The following is a 17242-nucleotide window of genomic DNA, read 5'->3' as shown; positions in this document are numbered from 1 at the left end:
ACGCCAGCCATGGGAGGAAGTCATGGCTGGCTGACGGAGAAAATGCAGGCAGAGGGTGCACTTGGCCACATTGATGTTGTTCTTAACAGCCCGTTAATTCGCCGCATTTACAGTTCACTCGGATAAAACCGTTGCCTGGGGGCGCGGTCTTGCAGCAAGGGTTCAGCCGCTCCACGATGGTAGCCAGACGTAGATCAGATGACAGGATCGAACCGTCCTTCAACGGCCGTGGCGGTCGTGAGGAAGACGACGAATTCGCGCTCGATGCCGATGATCGCATCGACGGACGGCATGGCTCCAAACGTACATCGAAATCGCCCGCTCCACGGCGCGCACCGGCAAAGCGTCGTTCCGAGCCACGCGAACGGGAAGGCGGCGGGCTGTTCGCGTTCCTGCGCAGGGTCGTCTACTGGTGTATCGTGCTTGGAATCTGGGCCGGCATCGGTGTTGCCGGGCTCGTTTTCTATTACGGTTCGCGCATGCCAAGCGCCAGCACCTGGGCCATCCCGGAGCGGCCACCGAACGTCAAGATCACCGCCGTGGACGGCAGTGCGATCGCCAACCGCGGTGCGACCGGCGGCGAGGAGCTCTCCCTGGAGAACATGTCTCCCTACATTCCGGAGGCGATCATCGCGATCGAAGACCGGCGCTTCTATTCGCATTTCGGCGTCGATCCGTTCGGGCTGGCGCGCGCCTTCGTCAACAATGCGACCGGCCAGCCGATCCAGGGCGGCTCGACGCTGACGCAGCAGCTTGCCAAGAACCTGTTCCTCTCGCCCGAGCGCACTCTGGAGCGCAAGGTGCAGGAGGTGCTGCTCTCCTTCTGGCTGGAGCAGAAATATACCAAGGACCAGATCCTTGCGATGTATCTGAACCGCGTCTATTTCGGCTCGAATGCCTACGGCGTGGAAGCGGCGGCGCGGCGCTATTTCAACAAGTCGGCGCGCGATGTGAACCTCGGCGAGGCCGCCCTGCTTGCGGGCCTTGTGAAGGCGCCGTCGCGCCTTTCGCCGGCCCGTGATCCGGAGGCCGCCAATGCCCGTGCGCAGGTCGTGCTGCAGGCGATGCGCGACCAGGGCTATATCAGTGCCGACGAAATCAAGACGGCGATGTCGCAGACGCCGGCTTCTGCCCGCAGCTACTGGTCGGGCGCCGGACAATATGTCGCCGATATGGTGATGGACGAACTGCAGGGGCTGGTCGGCGACGTGAAGGAAGACGTCATCGTCGATACGACGATCGACAAGAATCTCGAAAAGAAGGCCGAACAGTCGCTGGTCGACGTGCTCGACAAGGAAGGCGGCAAGTTCGACGCATCGCAGGCCGCCCTCGTCTCGATCGACGGTACGGGCGCGATCCGGGCACTCGTCGGCGGCAGGGATTATGCGACGAGCCAGTTCAACCGCGCTGTCAAGGCGAAGCGCCAGCCGGGCTCGTCCTTCAAGCCGTTTGTTTATGCGGCCGCGCTTGAAAAAGGCCTGACGCCGGACTCCGTCTTCAACGATGCGCCGATCCGCATCGGCAACTGGACGCCGGAGAATTACGAGAAGAAATACAATGGCGAAGTAACGCTCCGGACAGCACTTGCCAAGTCGCTGAATACGGTGGCGGCGCAGCTCGTGATGTATGACGGGCCGGATCAGGTGATCAAGCTTGCCCACCGTCTCGGCATCCAATCGGATCTGCAGCCCAACGCATCGATCGCGCTCGGTACTTCGGAAGTCTCTCTGATGGAGCTGACGGCCTCCTATGCCGCCTTCATGAATGGTGGCTACAAGGCAACGCCGCACGTGATCCGCCGGGTGACCACGACCGACGGCAAGGTGCTCTACGAGAACACCTATGACAATCCGCCGCGCGTGCTTTCCGAGCAGATCGTCGCGGAAATGAACATGATGATGATGGGCGTCATCAACGGCGGCACAGGCTCGAGCGCCAAGCTTCCCGGCTGGCAGGCTGCCGGCAAGACCGGCACGACGCAGAATTCGCGCGATGCGCTGTTCGTCGGTTTCACCAGCAACCTGACGACAGGCGTCTGGTTCGGCAATGACGACGGCACGCCGATGAAGAAGGTGACCGGCGGTGGGCTTCCCGCCAAGGCCTGGAAGGAATTCATGGTCGCCGCGCATAAGGGGCTTTCGCCAGCACCGCTCTTCGGCATGGGCCAGACATTCTCTGATCCAGCCGCCGATCCCGGCAACGGCCAGCCGATGGCGCAGGCGCAGCCGGCACCCGAGCAGCCGTCGACAGTCGGCAGCATCATTTCCGGTGTTTTCGGCGGCAATGCCGATGTGAACCGCTATCCGCCGGCGCCCGGACAGCCGCAGGCAGCGATGCCCGTCAACGGCGGGCCGGTGCCGCCTGCCGATGTTGCCGGCGGGGGTTACGACGACATGGTGCAACCCGGTGATGTGGGCGGACCGCAAGCAACGTCAGGGGCGCAGCCGCGACGCACGACCCTGCTCGATCTCATCATGGGACAGTAGGAGCCGGAGACAGTATTGCGACGGAAATGGATGCCTTGCGGGAGCACGTCCCGCGCAAGGCTCGGCGTGCAAGATTTGCACGGTTTGAAGGTGCAAAGCAGACCCTTTTCCGGCTACTGTAAAAATTGAATGCAACACATTCGTTTTGCTGGATTCCGGGCCATTTCTCGCCTTGCAGTCCAGAAAACCGCTCCTTATATACGCCGCATCACCGCAATCACGATTGCGTAATCTTAGTAGACCCATCCCGTAAGGGGCTGTCAGGGAAATGCCTTACCGGGGTTCCGACAGCTTGCTTCAAGGAGAGAATGACATGGCAAAAGTAATTGGTATCGACCTTGGAACGACAAATTCCTGCGTCGCGGTCATGGACGGCAAGGACGCAAAGGTCATCGAGAACGCGGAAGGTGCGCGTACGACCCCTTCCATGGTGGCATTTTCCGATGACGGCGAGCGCCTCGTCGGCCAGCCGGCCAAGCGCCAGGCGGTCACCAACCCCACGAATACACTCTTCGCCGTAAAGCGCCTCATCGGCCGCCGTTACGAAGATCCGACCGTCGAGAAGGACAAGCACCTCGTTCCCTTCACGATCGTCAAGGGCGACAATGGCGACGCCTGGGTCGAAGCCAACGGCAAGGGCTACTCGCCCGCACAGATTTCCGCGATGATCCTTCAGAAGATGAAGGAAACCGCCGAATCCTACCTCGGTGAAAAGGTCGAAAAGGCCGTCATCACCGTTCCCGCATACTTCAACGACGCGCAGCGCCAGGCAACCAAGGATGCCGGCAAGATCGCTGGTCTTGAAGTGCTCCGCATCATCAACGAGCCGACAGCTGCCGCTCTCGCCTATGGCCTCGACAAGAAGGACGGCAAGACGATCGCCGTTTACGACCTTGGCGGCGGTACCTTCGATATCTCCATCCTCGAGATCGGCGATGGCGTCTTCGAAGTGAAGTCCACCAACGGCGACACGTTCCTCGGCGGTGAAGACTTCGACATGCGTCTCGTCGAATATCTCGTTGCTGAGTTCAAGAAGGACAATGGCATCGACCTGAAGAACGACAAGCTTGCCCTGCAGCGCCTCAAGGAAGCTGCCGAAAAGGCAAAGATCGAGCTGTCCTCTTCGCAGCAGACCGAAATCAACCTGCCGTTCATCACGGCTGATGCTTCCGGCCCGAAGCACCTGACGCTGAAGCTGACCCGCGCCAAGCTCGAAAGCCTGGTCGACGATCTCGTTCAGCGCACGATCGCTCCGTGCAAGGCAGCCCTCAAGGATGCCGGCGTCACCGCTGCCGAAATCGACGAAGTCGTTCTCGTCGGCGGCATGAGCCGCATGCCGAAGGTACAGGAAGTCGTCAAGCAGCTGTTCGGCAAGGAACCGCACAAGGGCGTCAACCCGGATGAAGTCGTTGCTCTCGGCGCCGCCATCCAGGCCGGCGTTCTGCAGGGCGACGTCAAGGACGTTCTGCTTCTCGACGTTACCCCGCTGTCTCTCGGCATCGAAACCCTCGGTGGCGTCTTCACCCGTCTGATCGAACGCAACACGACGATCCCGACGAAGAAGAGCCAGACCTTCTCGACCGCCGACGACAATCAGCAGGCCGTCACCATCCGCGTCTCGCAGGGCGAGCGTGAAATGGCTGCCGACAACAAGCTGCTCGGCCAGTTCGACCTCGTTGGCCTGCCGCCGGCACCGCGTGGCGTTCCGCAGATCGAAGTCACTTTCGACATTGACGCGAACGGCATCGTGCAGGTTTCGGCCAAGGACAAGGGCACCGGTAAGGAACAGCAGATCCGCATCCAGGCTTCCGGCGGTCTTTCCGACGCCGACATCGAAAAGATGGTCAAGGATGCCGAATCGCATGCCGCCGAAGACAAGAAGCGCCGCGAAGGTGTGGAAGCAAAGAACCAGGCCGAAAGCCTTGTTCATTCCACGGAGAAGTCGCTTAAGGATTACGGCGACAAGGTTTCCGAAGCCGATCGTACCGCAATCTCCGATGCGATTGCCGCGCTGAAGTCCGCGACCGAAGCAACCGATGCCGACGCCGAAGACATCAAGGCCAAGACCCAGACCCTCATGGAAGTTTCCATGAAGCTCGGCCAGGCTATCTATGAAGCCCAGCAGGCTGAAGGCGGCACGGCCGACGCTTCGGCAGGTGATGACAATGTCGTCGACGCCGACTACGAAGAAGTCAAGGACGACGACCGCAAGAAGTCCGCTTAATCCGGGCTGCGGCCTACGCTAGACGATAGACATCCGGCTGCTCACCATGGCAGCCGGAAATCCATTTCCGGGGCTTAAATTGGCAAAAGCGGACTTTTACGAAACTCTGGGTGTAGCCAAGACGGCGGATGAGAAAGAGCTGAAAAGCGCCTTCCGCAAGCTGGCAATGAAATACCATCCGGACAAGAACCCGGATGACAAAGACGCCGAACGCAAGTTCAAGGAAATCAACGAAGCCTATGAAACGCTGAAGGACCCGCAGAAGCGCGCGGCCTACGATCGTTACGGCCATGCGGCCTTCGAGCACGGCGGCATGGGCGGTCCCGGTGGCTTCGGTGGCGGCGCCGGATTTGCCGGTGGCGGCTTCTCCGATATCTTCGAGGACATTTTCGGCGAGATGATGGGCGGCGGCCGCGGACGGCAGCGCTCTTCGGGTGGTCGCGAACGCGGCGCCGACCTCCGCTACAACATGGAAATCTCGCTGGAAGAGGCATTCTCCGGCAAGACGGCGCAGATTCGCGTTCCGACCTCGATAACCTGTGACGTCTGCTCCGGTTCCGGCGCCAAGCCAGGTACACAGCCGAAGACCTGCGGCACCTGCCAGGGTTCGGGCCGCGTGCGCGCAGCGCAGGGCTTCTTCTCGGTGGAACGCACCTGTCCAACCTGTCACGGCCGCGGCCAGATCATTCCCGATCCGTGCCCGAAATGCCACGGCCAGGGCCGGGTGACCGAAGAACGCTCGCTCTCGGTCAACATTCCCTCGGGTATCGAGGATGGTACCCGCATTCGCCTGCAGGGCGAGGGCGAGGCCGGCATGCGCGGCGGTCCGGCAGGCGATCTCTATATCTTCCTGTCGGTGAAGCCGCATGAGTTCTACCAGCGCGACGGGGCCGATCTCTATTGCGCCGTGCCGATCTCCATGACGACGGCAGCGCTCGGCGGCACCTTCGATGTGGCGACGCTCGACGGCACCAAGTCACGTGTCACCGTTCCCGAGGGTACCCAGGCCGGCAAACAGTTCCGCCTGAAGGGCAAGGGCATGCCGGTGCTGCGTTCCAGCCAGACCGGTGATCTCTATATCCAGATCCAGATCGAGACGCCGCAGAAGCTTTCCAAGCGCCAGCGCGAGCTTCTGCAGGAATTCGAGCAGCTCTCCTCAAAGGAGAACAATCCGGAGTCGACCGGCTTCTTTGCCCGGATGAAGGAATTCTTCGAGGGCTAAGCTCGATATCCCCCAAAGGTTACAAAAAGCCGGAGGTTCCGCCTCCGGCTTTTTTTCATACGCGTTCCAATTCAAAACACCTGTTTCAAGTCGGGACGCGCGCCTGTGCGCAGATGTCTTGCGTTAACGCACAGATCCGATCACACTTGCAAGTTCCTGAAATCCATACTGTCTTTGGCCCCGCAATCCGGGACTAACAGAGGGTATTTCCATGTCGGCAATGAACTTTTCAACCTGCCTGTCCGAAGATGTCGATGCACTGGCAGGCGCGCTCTATTCGTGGTGCGCCGAACGCAACATCAAGCTTCGCAGCCAGCAAGGCCTTTCGATCGCCAGCATCGCGATCGACCTTTATCATGCCGGCCATCAGACGCAGGACGCCCTGCTCGTCGCGCTGCACGAGCGCGAGCTTCACTGAATTTCCCTCAAATTCAAGAATAGGCGCTGGAGCCGTCAAGCGGCGTTTTCGGCTGCCTGACCGCATATAAGGTTGAGGATCGTCTTGAGCGCCTGCTTGCCTGCAGTCGAGCTCAACCTGTCATAGCTGATCGCCAGTTCATAGGCCTCGGGGCTCAGTTCAACGCGGTTGGCAAACTGGGAAATTCCAGTACCCTCGAAAAGCTCGGAAATATCAACACCAAGAAAGACCGCTATCTGATGCAGCTTGCTGGCGGAGACGCGGTTGGTCCCCTTTTCGTATTTCTGAATCTGCTGGAATGTAAGGCCAAGCGCTTCGCCCAGTTCCAGTTGGGAAACACGTCGGCGGGCGCGAAGCTGTCTCACGTTGCGGCCGACAATGATATCAATCGGATCTGGCACTGCTGCACTCTTTCCCGGTAAACCCTTCATTTACCATATAGCGTCAGCTGAATATCTCAACCCGGAAGTTGCAAATTTCAACCGACTTTTTTTGGGCATTAGGCCACGAAACAACTACCTCTTCCGCCGATTCTACAACTTCTACTTCTCATTTGATGACTTAGCGGCGATGTCGCGAAAAGTTGAACACCCTGTAGTTGACTTCATTGCATGCGACGATAGTTAGTCGCGCCGGGACCCTTATGTACGAGTCAGACAAGAGGCTTCGAGTACTGCATGACATCCGCTCCCACCGGGAAATCTGATGCCGACAGTATCGTCATCGATATGCGCCGCCAGAAACTGACGATGATCCTCGATTCATTGAAATCGCTCCGCGGCTCGATCGAAGATCGGCCGGATCTCGTTTATTGGATCGAAAGGGCAATCGCAGAGGCCGAAGCACAGCTCGAAGAGCCGGCCCCGCGCAGCCATTGACGGCTGGGACAGCTCTCAGCCTTGATATCCCTGACGCTTCGGCTTAGAGCCTTCCCTTGTCAGATTGAATCATTCTGACGAGGAAAGGCTCCAACTGTCAGCCTTGATGATTCCGGATATTCGATGCCGCACAAGGTTGCCCTTTCCCGTTTGAAGCTGACCGACTTTCGCAATTATTCGTCGGCCTCGCTTGCGCTCGACGCCCGGCATGTGGTGTTGACCGGCGACAACGGCGCGGGCAAGACCAACCTGATGGAGGCGGTCTCGTTCCTGTCGCCGGGGCGCGGTCTGCGCCGAGCCGCCTATGGCGACATCACCCGCGTTGGCGCTACGGGCGGATTTTCGATCTTTGCCGAGCTCGATGGCATGGAAGGTAACGTCGAGATCGGTACCGGAATTGATGCCAGCGACGAGACGACGGCGCGACGGCTGCGCATCAACGGAACGACGGCAAAAACAGTCGACGAGCTGACCGATCATTTGCGCGTGCTCTGGCTGACACCGGCGATGGACGGGCTCTTTACCGGCGGCTCCTCGGACCGCAGGCGTTTCCTCGACAGGCTGGTGCTGTCGCTCGATCCCGAGCATGGCAGGCGGGCGAGCGACTTCGAGCGCGCCATGCGCAGCCGCAACAAGCTGCTCGACGAGAGCCGTTTCGATCCATCCTGGCTTTCGGGTATCGAGGAGCAGATGGCGAGCCTCGGCATTGCCATGGCGCTCGCCCGGCAGGAAATGCTCGGCCTGCTGACGCGACTCGTCGAGGAAAGCCGGGAGATCTCGCCCTTCCCATCGGCATCGCTGCAGCTTTCGGGCTTCATGGACGGTCAATTCTCCCGGCCCTCGGTCGATCTGGAAGATGAGTATGCGGCAACGCTCGCCGCCAACCGGTACCGCGATGCCGGCGCCGGTCGCACGCTGGAAGGGCCGCATCGCGCCGATCTCATCGTGCATCATCGGGAGAAGCAGATGGAAGCGGCACGCTGCTCCACCGGCGAGCAGAAAGCCCTGCTGGTGGGCCTTGTGCTTGCCCATGCACGGCTCGTCGGCAACCTTACCGGCCATGCGCCGGTTATGCTCCTGGATGAGATTGCCGCCCATCTCGACGAGGGACGCCGTGCCGCGCTGTTCGACCTCATAGACGGGCTTGGCGGCCAGGCCTTCATGACGGGAACGGACCGTCAGATGTTTGGAGCACTTGGCGAGCGGGCACAGTTTTTCACAGTTGCGGACGGAAGGGTTTTCGAATGAGCGATAGCGCTTCTCCCGGCGGTTTGCGGCGTGATAGCATCACGGCCATGGAACCTCTCAGCCCAGACGAAATTGCACGCTATCATCGCCATATCCTGCTGCCGGAAATCGGGGGCGCGGGCCAGCAGAAGCTGAAGGCCGCGCGGGTGCTTGTCATCGGTGCGGGAGGGCTCGGGGCACCGATCCTGCAATATCTGGCCGCTGCAGGCGTCGGCACGCTCGGCATTGCCGATGACGACCGTGTTTCGCTTTCCAACCTGCAGCGACAGGTGATCCACGATTCCGGCACGATCGGCGAAATGAAGACGGAGAGCGCTGCCAATGCGATCGCGCGGCTAAACCCGCATATTAAAGTCGTCCGTTTCACCGAGCGCCTTGCCGCCGACACGGCACGCCTGCACCTCTCCGGTTTCGATCTCCTGATCGACGGCTCTGATAATTTCGATACGCGCTATATGGCGGCCGATGCAGCGGAAAACGCGCTTATCCCGCTTGTGACAGGTGCAGTCGGCCGGTTCGACGGATCGCTGACGGTGCTGAAACCCTATGAGGCGGCCGAAGACGGCACCCAGAACCCTGGATATCGTGATCTCTTTCCCGAAGCACCGCCGGCCGGATTGATCCCCGCCTGTGCGGAGGCCGGCATCATTGGCGCACTGACGGGCGTGATCGGCACGCTGATGGCCATGGAAGCGATCAAGTTGATTACGGGCGCAGGCGAACCGTTAATCGGTCGCCTGCTGCTCTACGACGCGTTGTCTGCCCGTTTCGATACGATCCGCTACAAACGTCGGCGCGCGAGGCAGAACAGGACCGCATGACGCCGTTTCGTATCGATGAGAGCTTTGTGCGCTGGAACGAGTTGCTCGATCTCATTCTCGCGTCCTTCGCCTATATGGAGGGCCGCATCGATCCGCCCTCCTCCGCAAGCCGCCTGACGGTGGAATCCCTGGTGGAAAAGGCAAGGGCAGAAATCGCCTATGCCGTTGAGCAGGCCGGGCAACTCGTCGGCTGCATTTTCCTGCGGCCCGAGGCAGATTGCCTGTATGTTGGAAAACTCGCGGTCCTGCCATCCGCGCAAGGCAAGGGCATCGGACGGCGCCTGCTCGATACTGCCGAAGGGACGGCACTCGATCTGGGCCTTCCGGCATTGAGGCTCGAGACTCGGATAGAGCTCGTCGGCAATCACACGACCTTCGCTACCTGGGGCTTTGAAAAGACCGCAGAGAAATCTCATCCGGGCTTTACACGGGTGACGTTTGTCGAAATGAAAAAAGCGCTCGCCGGCTGACTAGCCGGCCAGGGATGCGAGCGCTCCGGCCGTCATCGGCCCGGCAGCACCCGATTCGGCGGACGATGGCCATCGATGAAGGCGCGAATGTTGATGATGACCTTGTCGCCCATCTCCGCACGTCCCTCGATCGTTGCCGAGCTCATATGCGGCAGCAATACGACCTTGCCCTCATTGGCAAGCTTCACCAGCTTCGGATTGACCATGGGTTCGTTCTCGAAGACATCGAGCCCGGCGCCGGCGATCTTCCCCTCCCTTAGGCATTTGATGAGCGCCGCCTCGTCGACCACGTCACCGCGGGCTGTATTGACAAGATAGGCGGTCGGCTGCAGCAGCGCTAGGCGGCGAGCCGACAGGAGATGGAAGGTCGCGGGGGTCGAGGGGCAGTTCACCGAGACGATGTCGACGCGGGCGAGCATCTGGTCGAGGCTCTCCCAATAGGTCGCTTCCAATTCGTCTTCAGTCGCGGGATTGACGCGCTTGCGGTTGTGATAGTGGATCGACAGGCCGAAAGCCTTGGCGCGGCGCGCAACGGCCGTGCCTATACGGCCCATGCCGACGATGCCGATACGTTTTCCGTGAATGCGCCGGCCGAGCATCCAGGTGGGGGACCAGCCAGCCCATTCACCGGGCCGGTCCGTCAGCACGCGCGCACCCTCGCCGATCCGCCGCGGCACGGCGAGGATCAGCGCCATTGTCATGTCGGCAGTGTCTTCGGTCAGCACATTCGGCGTGTTGGTGACGGTGATGCCACGGCGCGCGGCCGCTTCGATGTCGATGTGATCGGTGCCGTTCGAAAAGCTGGCGATCAGCTTCATCTGCGGCCCGGCCTGATCGATGAGGGCTGCGTCGATACGATCCGTCACGGTCGGCACGAGCACGTCGCAGGTTTTGACGGCTTCGACGAGTTCGGGAACGGATCGCGGCGTATCGTCGATATTCAACTCGGCATCGAAAAGCTCGCGCATGCGGGTTTCGACGACATCAGGCAGCTTGCGGGTTATGTAGACCTTCGGTTTTTTCTTCGTCGTCATAGCGGCCTGCTGTGCCTTGTTCAGAGGTCTTTAACCAAGTTGGGCGATCATTTCCCCGTTCCGGGCATTTTCTACCAGACCCGCACGCGAAGACAAACAAAACTCGCGAGGCGACCGGGGAATCCCGGAAGACGAGCAGGCAGGGCCTGATTCGAATTCGAGCCAACGGAAGCTTCCATGCGTCGCACAGTTATGAAGTCCTGCCTCGCCCTGGCGGTTGCCTTTGCCGTATCGGCAGGCACCATCGAATTTGCGCAAGCCCAGGCGGCCAAGGGGCCGAGCGGCCTGCCGCTGCCGCGCTTCGTGACGCTGAAGTCCAAGCGCGTCAACCTTAGGATCGGTCCGGGAACGGACTACGCCGTTTCGTGGCTCTATCTGAAATCGGGGCTGCCGGTCGAAATCGTCCAGGAGTATGACAACTGGCGCCGTATCCGCGATGCCGACGGCACAGAGGGCTGGGTCAATCAGTCGCTACTGTCAGGCCAGCGCGCCGCTATTGCCGCGCCGTGGATGAAGGGCAAGGGCAAAGGCGTCTATGTCAATCTCCGCCGTGAAGCACAGCCGTCTTCCAGCATCGTCGCCAAGCTGGAGCCCGGCGTGATGATCACGATCGGCGAGTGCAGCGGAGAGTGGTGTTTCGCAAAGACCGACGGCGCCGAAGGTTGGGTGGCGCAGTCGGAAATCTGGGGAGCCTATCCGGGCGAGGCCTTTAAATAAGGCCCGCCTCCTTTGCGGCTTCGGACAGGGACTTCATCGGCCGCGGGCCGATCTGCTGAATGACGATGCCGGCGGCAAGGCAGCCGAGCTTGCCGCAATCTTCGAGAGAACGGCCCTGCGTGTAACCGTAGAGGAAACCCGACGCGAAGAGATCGCCCGCCCCCGTCGTATCCACTACTTCATTGATCTTGATCGCGTCGACGTAGTGGCGCTCGTTGCCCTTCAGAATCACGGCGCCGTTCTCGCTCATGGTGACGGCGGCAATCTTGCAGTCCTTGGCGATCTTGTTCAGCGCTTCCTCGAAATCGTCCGTCTCGTAGAGCGACAGGGCCTCCTGGCGGTTCGAGAAGACGATATCGACCTTGCCCGAACGCATCAGATCCAGAAATTCGGCGCGGTAACGATCGACGCAGAAGCTGTCCGAGAGTGTCATCGACATTTCGCGGCCATTCTCGTGGGCGATGCGGGCGCAATCGAGGATCGCCTCCTTGGCGCGCGGCGGGTCCCAGAGATAACCTTCGAAATAGGTCACCTTGGCTTGAGCCACCACATCTGCTTCGACATCCTCGGGCCCAAGCTCGACGCAGGCGCCGAGATAGGTGTTCATCGAACGCTCGCCATCATCGGTAACGAAAATCATCGAACGTGCGGTCGGCGGAAACGTGCCCTTGGCCCGCGTCTGATAATGGACGCCCTGCGCTCGGATATCATGCGCAAAGATCTCGCCGAGCTGGTCTTCCGCAACCTTGCCAAAATAGGCGGCCTTGCCGCCGAGGCTCGCCACGCCTGCAGCCGTATTGCCGGCGCTGCCGCCGGAAGCTTCGAGCGCCGGGCCCATGCGGGAATAAAGCAGTTCGGCACGATCGGCATCGATGAGGTTCATCGCCGCCTTGGTGATCTTGTTGTCAATGAGGAACTGGTCGTCGCAACGGGCGATAATATCGACGATTGCGTTGCCGACTGTCAGAACATCGAATTTGGTCATGAAATGGGAAGTCCCGGATTTGTGATAGCCGGTAATCGGTCTTAGCGAAATTTGCCGGTATTGAAAGGCTAAACAGCACATCACCTTCCAAAGACTTCGCAAAACTGCCGTTTATTCGTCACGCCGCTGTCACCTTGCCTGCCTAAAACTGCATCAGGAAGACCGGCATGCAGGTATCTCGTGTGGCCGGCTACGGGAGGGATGATCCCTCCAGTCTTACCGGGACGACGCTGACCACGGATGAACTGGCAGCATCGGGACCGGCTATCCGGCAGGACCGGATGCGGAAAAGCGGGCCAAGCCCGCTTTTTTTGTTGCGCCGCGAAAGATATTGCATCCATGGCATTTGTCATGGCCGGCGATTTGCTGTCTTTTGTTTTCGTATGTCGCTATTGCAAAACCGCTGTACACCTTTGCGCGACATGCTTTAGACCTCGTCTATCCCCGCGCAGAGCAGCAGTTTATGTCAGCCATCATCTTCGACGTTCTTCCGATCTTCCTTCTCATTCTCATCGGCTGGCTGATCGTCCGCGTCGGAATACTCACCGCAAGTGTCGGGGATGCTCTCAGCGAATTCGTCTTCAAGATCGCTGTGCCCCTGCTGCTTTTCCGCACTATCGCCGAGGCCGACTTCCACGGCGCGTCGCCGTTCCGGCTCTGGCTCGTCTATTTCTCCGGCGTCGCGGTGACATGGGCGGCCGGACACATCGTCGCTACGCGTTTGTTCGGGCGTGATGAGCGGATCGGCGTGCTTGCCGGCGTGTCCTCCGCTTTTGCCAACAATATCTTCATCGGCCTGCCGCTGGTCGAGCGCACCGTGGGTAGCGAAGGGCTTGTCGCCCTTTCCATCCTGCTTGCCGTGCATCTGCCGATCATGATGGTTGCCGGCACAATCATGATGGAGCATGCCGAACGCAAGATTTCCGGCAAGAGCGACCGCAGCATGACCCTGGTCCTGAAGCAGATCGGCCTGAACCTGCTGCACAATCCGCTGGTCATCGGCATCGTGGCAGGCGCCATCTTTCACGTCTCGGGCCTGACCATGCCGGCAACGATCCGTTCCGTCGTCGCGCAGATCGCCGGCACGGCCGGTCCGGCGGCTCTGATTTCGCTCGGCATGGCGCTGCAGAAATACGGAGTCTCCGGCAATGTCGGGATCGCCAGCGCAACCTCAGCCTTCAAGCTGCTGCTGTTGCCCGGCTGCGTGTGGGCAGCAAGCCATGTTTTCGGTCTCAGCAACGAATGGGCAGCGGCCCTGGTGCTGACCTCATCGGTGCCGACAGGGGTGAATGCCTGGCTGATCGCCAACCGCTTCGGCGTCGGCCACAGCCTCGCCGCGTCGACGATCACGGTGACGACAGCGCTCGGCGCCATCACGGTTTCCTTCTGGGCCTATATTCTCGGCGCTTAAGCCTGTCGCGATCCTTCAGATTCGCTGACCGCGCTTGAAGTCTTTGTTTTCAGCATGTCGTTATCGCAAACTCGCTGCACACTTTTGCTCGACATGCTTTAAGGTAACAAAAAAGCCCGGCTTTTGACCGGGCTTCTTCTCAAAAAAATCGTCGCTGCTTACTGCGTTGCGGTCGGAGCATTCGGATCCGGCAGCGGAGCCGGTGAATCTGCCAGCGTGTGCAGATAGAGAATGACGTTGGCGCGGTCCTGATCCTTCGGCAGACCGGCAAAGCCCATGGCGGTGCCCGGAACATCCTTCTTCGGTGCCAGCAGGAACTTGTTGAGGTTTTCGAAGGTCCAATGTTCGCTGCTGCCCTTGGAGAAATCCTTCATGGCGGAGGAATATGCAAAGCCTTCATGCGAGGCGATCGGACGATCTACGACACCAAAGAGATTCGGGCCGACCTTGTTCGGTCCGCCTTTGGTGCCGTCATGACAGGCCTGACACTTCTTGAATACGGTCTCACCAGCCTTGGCGTCGGCACTGGCAAGAAGCTGGGCAATCGGAACAGCAACGGCAGCAGGTGCGCCTTCACCGCCGGCGGCGGGTGCCTCTTCGGCGACGATGGCAAAACCTTCCTTTTCCGGCGCCTCGGAATGGAAGATCCCCTCGGACGCGATGGAGACAGACATCAGAACGAAGATCGTTCCCAGCAGCGCCCCCACGGCCGTATTGACGTATGAATTCATCTGCAATGCTCCCCTTGCAGCCGGCAGACCAGAAACCGGACCATCTTGAAATTGCGCGGAACCTATGTCTTTTGGCTATTCGTTGCAACTGTCTAAATGGTCTTGTGCGTGAGACTTTTTGCCACTTTTCAGCCCGGATTAGAAGGCCCGAACAATGACGGATTCAAAATTACATGACGTGCTGGTGCTGATCCCCGCGCGGATGACTTCCACCCGCCTTCCCGGCAAGCCGCTGGCCGATATTTGCGGTTTGCCGATGATCGTGCAGGTCGCGAAACGGGCCGCTGAAGCTGCAATTGGCCGGGTCATCATTGCCGTCGACGACCAACAGGTTTTCGATACCGTCGCAGCTGCGGGCTTTGAGGTGGTCATGACCCGCCAGGACCATCAGTCCGGTTCCGACCGCATCTTTGAAGCGCTTACCAAGGTCGATCCGGATGGCAAGGCAAAAATCATCGTCAATGTCCAGGGCGACCTGCCGACGATCGATCCGGAGACGGTGCGCGCAGCACTGCGTCCCCTTGAAAACGAGGCGGTCGACATCGCCACGCTGACGACCGAGATCGACAATAACGAGGACAAGACCGCGCCGCATATCGTCAAGGTCGTTGGCTCGCCGGTATCTGCCAGTCGCCTGCACGCGCTCTATTTTACCCGAACGACCGCGCCCTATGGCAACGGGCCGCTCTATCATCATATCGGGCTCTATGCCTATCGACGCGCAGCGCTCGAACGTTTCGTCTCGCTCGGTCCTTCTACGCTCGAAAAGCGCGAATCACTGGAGCAGCTCAGAGCGCTCGAAGCGGGCATGCGCATCGATGTTGAGATCGTTGACACGGTTCCTCTCGGTGTCGATACTCCCGCCGACCTCGAAAAGGCGCGGCGCATTCTCTCCGCGAAGGCCAACTGACGGATTTTCCTCATGAACATCAAGACCAACAGGATCGCCTTCCAGGGCGAGTTCGGCGCCAATTCCGACATGGCGAGCCGCGACATGTTTCCGACGATGGAGCCTCTGCCCTGTCAGACCTTCGAGGATGCCTTCACGGCGGTCGACAATGGGGATGCCGACATCGGCATGATCCCGATCGAAAACACGATCGCCGGACGCGTCGCCGACATCCACCACTTGTTGCCGGAATCGCGCCTGCACATCATCGGCGAATATTTCATGCCGATCCGCTTTCAGCTCATGGTGCTGCCGGGTGTGACGAAGGATGAAATCCGCACTGTGCACAGCCATATCCATGCGCTCGGCCAGTGCCGCAAGATCGTGCGCGCCAACGGTTGGAAGCCTGTGATCGCCGGCGATACGGCAGGGGCGGCAAAGCTCGTCAAGGAAACCGGCGACCGCTCCATGGCGGCGCTCGCGCCGCGCCTTGCAGCCGATCTTTACGGTCTCGATATCATCGCGGAGAATGTCGAGGACACGGAAAACAACGTCACGCGCTTTGTTGTGCTGTCGCGCGATGAAGAATGGGCGGAACGCTCGGCCAACGACGAGAAGATCGTCACCACCTTCGTCTTCAACGTCCGTAATATTCCGGCCGCCCTCTACAAGGCGCTCGGTGGCTTTGCGACGAATAACATCAACATGACGAAGCTCGAAAGCTACCAGCTCGGCGGCAAGTTCGTGGCGACGCAGTTCTATGCCGATATCGAGGGCCACCCGAACGACGCGCATGTGCGCCGGGCACTGGAGGAACTGCGTTTCTTCTCCGAGAAGGTCCGCATCCTTGGCGTTTATAAGGGCCATCCGATGCGCGGGCTTCTCTAAGCATGCGAAAAGCCTCTCTGTCGGGTCGTCAGAGAGGCTTGAATCTCACTTATTTATCCGGCTCACAAACACGCAGGCGATGGCCATCCGGGTCCAGCACGACGAAAGTCGGGCCGAAGTCGAGTTCGGTCAATTCCTGGGCGACCGGCAGGCCACGGCTGCGCCAGTCTTCGTAATGCCTGGCGACAGCATTCTCACCGTCAACCATGAAGGCGACCTCGCCACGATTGCCGATGGCAGAGGGTTGCGGCTCGACCTTGCTGCGGCGCCAGAGGCCGAGAGTAAAGCCGCCGTCGAGCGGGAAGGCGACGAAATTCGGGGCCTCCACCGCCGGCTCCCGGCTCAGGATATTGCGATAGAAAGCTGCGCTTTCAGCGGGGTCCTTGACATAGAGGATAATAAGATTGGGGCTGGCCATTTCAGTTCTCCACAGGGTTGAACAGTGCCCGGCCGAAAGCTGCTGCCATAAAATGGCAGCAGCTTTCCGAATGCAGCGCTATAGACAGCGCCGCTTCGTCACCGGGAGGAAATTCGATGAAGCCGACGTGCGGCCTTAACGGAAGAGGTCGTCGCCGACGCGCCAGTCCTGTCCGTCCGCAAAGCCGAGATCGCGCTTGCGCCATTGCGGCAACATCTCGAGATCAAGGCGGGGACGGCGTGACGATGCTACGGTGAACCTGTCGGCGAACAGGCGCACGAGGCGTGAACGAAGGGTTTTTCCGGCTTCGACGGAAGTACGACGGCCGGCATATTGAACGACTTGAGGCATTCCCATGATCAGTACTCCTTCCTGCTGGACTGGTACTGATAATAGCGCTGC

General features: G+C 60.1%; 18 protein-coding genes. 12 read left to right on the top strand and 6 right to left on the bottom strand.

The features are described from left to right. Positions 1–176 precede the first annotated feature (176 nt). From FHX06_RS15705 to FHX06_RS15690, 4 genes are all read left to right on the top strand, one after another. The gene (locus tag FHX06_RS15705) at positions 177–2486 is read left to right on the top strand and encodes a transglycosylase domain-containing protein (RefSeq protein ID WP_183879989.1); all 2310 of its coding nucleotides are present in this window, start codon (positions 177–179) and stop codon (positions 2484–2486) included. Positions 2487–2799: 313 nt separating this feature from the next. Further along, positions 2800–4710, top strand: a complete 1911-nt coding sequence (gene dnaK, locus FHX06_RS15700) for a molecular chaperone DnaK (RefSeq protein WP_112542823.1) — start codon at positions 2800–2802, stop codon at positions 4708–4710. Between the two features lie 79 nt (positions 4711–4789). Further along, positions 4790–5932 carry a molecular chaperone DnaJ gene (dnaJ, locus tag FHX06_RS15695; protein WP_113114835.1) on the top strand — a complete coding sequence of 381 codons (1143 nt, stop codon included), beginning with the start codon at positions 4790–4792 and terminating at the stop codon, positions 5930–5932. A gap of 211 nt (positions 5933–6143) precedes the next feature. Beyond that, the gene (locus tag FHX06_RS15690; protein WP_183847663.1) at positions 6144–6350 is read left to right on the top strand and encodes a hypothetical protein; all 207 of its coding nucleotides are present in this window, start codon (positions 6144–6146) and stop codon (positions 6348–6350) included. A 35-nt stretch (positions 6351–6385) separates the two neighbouring features. Here the strand turns inward: FHX06_RS15690 and FHX06_RS15685 are convergent, their stop codons facing one another. Then, positions 6386–6751 (bottom strand): helix-turn-helix domain-containing protein, encoded by a 366-nt coding sequence (locus FHX06_RS15685; RefSeq protein ID WP_112542825.1) that lies wholly within the window; start codon positions 6749–6751, stop codon positions 6386–6388. 276 nt (positions 6752–7027) lie between these two features. Between FHX06_RS15685 and FHX06_RS15680 the strand changes: the two genes are divergently transcribed. The 4 genes from FHX06_RS15680 (at position 7028) to FHX06_RS15665 (ending at position 9767) form a co-directional block, all read left to right on the top strand. Beyond that, positions 7028–7228 carry a hypothetical protein gene (locus tag FHX06_RS15680; protein ID WP_112542826.1) on the top strand — a complete coding sequence of 67 codons (201 nt, stop codon included), beginning with the start codon at positions 7028–7030 and terminating at the stop codon, positions 7226–7228. Positions 7229–7351: 123 nt separating this feature from the next. After that, positions 7352–8476, top strand: coding sequence for a DNA replication/repair protein RecF (recF, locus tag FHX06_RS15675; RefSeq protein WP_113211181.1), 1125 nt, complete (start codon positions 7352–7354; stop codon positions 8474–8476). Next, positions 8473–9297 (top strand): molybdopterin-synthase adenylyltransferase MoeB, encoded by an 825-nt coding sequence (locus FHX06_RS15670; RefSeq protein WP_113211180.1) that lies wholly within the window; start codon positions 8473–8475, stop codon positions 9295–9297. The genes recF and FHX06_RS15670 overlap by 4 nt, the downstream gene beginning before the upstream one ends. Further along, on the top strand, positions 9294–9767 hold the full coding sequence (locus FHX06_RS15665) for a GNAT family N-acetyltransferase (RefSeq protein ID WP_183879987.1): 474 nt from the start codon (positions 9294–9296) through the stop codon (positions 9765–9767). Before FHX06_RS15670 ends, FHX06_RS15665 begins: the two co-directional genes overlap by 4 nt. Positions 9768–9799: 32 nt before the next feature. Here FHX06_RS15665 and FHX06_RS15660 read toward each other — a convergent pair whose 3' ends face one another. Then, a complete protein-coding gene (locus FHX06_RS15660; protein WP_112970181.1) occupies positions 9800–10801 on the bottom strand; it encodes a 2-hydroxyacid dehydrogenase in 1002 nt (333 codons plus the stop codon). A gap of 177 nt (positions 10802–10978) precedes the next feature. On the opposite strand from FHX06_RS15660, the gene FHX06_RS15655 reads away from it, so the two are divergent. Continuing rightward, complete coding sequence (locus tag FHX06_RS15655) at positions 10979–11518, top strand: SH3 domain-containing protein (protein ID WP_112970182.1); 540 nt, start codon at positions 10979–10981, stop codon at positions 11516–11518. Here FHX06_RS15655 and FHX06_RS15650 read toward each other — a convergent pair. Then, entirely contained in the window at positions 11511–12503 is a 993-nt protein-coding gene (locus FHX06_RS15650; protein WP_112542832.1) for an adenosine kinase, read from the bottom strand. The two genes, FHX06_RS15655 and FHX06_RS15650, sit on opposite strands and share 8 nt — an antisense overlap. A 463-nt stretch (positions 12504–12966) precedes the next feature. On the opposite strand from FHX06_RS15650, the gene FHX06_RS15645 reads away from it, so the two are divergent. Further along, positions 12967–13914: an AEC family transporter gene (locus FHX06_RS15645; RefSeq protein ID WP_113016192.1), complete on the top strand. Its 948-nt coding sequence runs from the start codon at positions 12967–12969 to the stop codon at positions 13912–13914. Between the two features lie 158 nt (positions 13915–14072). On the opposite strand, the gene FHX06_RS15640 is transcribed toward FHX06_RS15645, so the two are convergent. Then, positions 14073–14645, bottom strand: a complete 573-nt coding sequence (locus tag FHX06_RS15640; RefSeq protein WP_113016191.1) for a c-type cytochrome — start codon at positions 14643–14645, stop codon at positions 14073–14075. A gap of 154 nt (positions 14646–14799) precedes the next feature. Here FHX06_RS15640 and FHX06_RS15635 point away from each other — a divergent pair, with 154 nt between their 5' ends. Next, positions 14800–15555, top strand: a complete 756-nt coding sequence (locus FHX06_RS15635) for a 3-deoxy-manno-octulosonate cytidylyltransferase (RefSeq protein WP_113211178.1) — start codon at positions 14800–14802, stop codon at positions 15553–15555. 12 nt (positions 15556–15567) lie between these two features. After that, positions 15568–16422 carry a prephenate dehydratase gene (locus FHX06_RS15630; RefSeq protein WP_112542836.1) on the top strand — a complete coding sequence of 285 codons (855 nt, stop codon included), beginning with the start codon at positions 15568–15570 and terminating at the stop codon, positions 16420–16422. A gap of 49 nt (positions 16423–16471) precedes the next feature. Here the strand turns inward: FHX06_RS15630 and FHX06_RS15625 are convergent, their stop codons facing one another. Both FHX06_RS15625 and FHX06_RS15620 read right to left on the bottom strand, forming a co-directional pair. Further along, positions 16472–16840: a VOC family protein gene (locus tag FHX06_RS15625; RefSeq protein WP_112542837.1), complete on the bottom strand. Its 369-nt coding sequence runs from the start codon at positions 16838–16840 to the stop codon at positions 16472–16474. Between the two features lie 135 nt (positions 16841–16975). Then, positions 16976–17197, bottom strand: a complete 222-nt coding sequence (locus FHX06_RS15620; RefSeq protein WP_112542838.1) for a hypothetical protein — start codon at positions 17195–17197, stop codon at positions 16976–16978. Positions 17198–17242: the final 45 nt, after the last annotated feature.

Source organism: Rhizobium sp. BK512 (assembly GCF_014194915.1).
In the GTDB taxonomy this organism is placed as follows: Bacteria; Pseudomonadota; Alphaproteobacteria; order Rhizobiales; family Rhizobiaceae; genus Rhizobium.
Note: the sequence above shows the minus strand (reverse complement) of the source record. Positions and strands in the feature narration are given on the sequence as shown.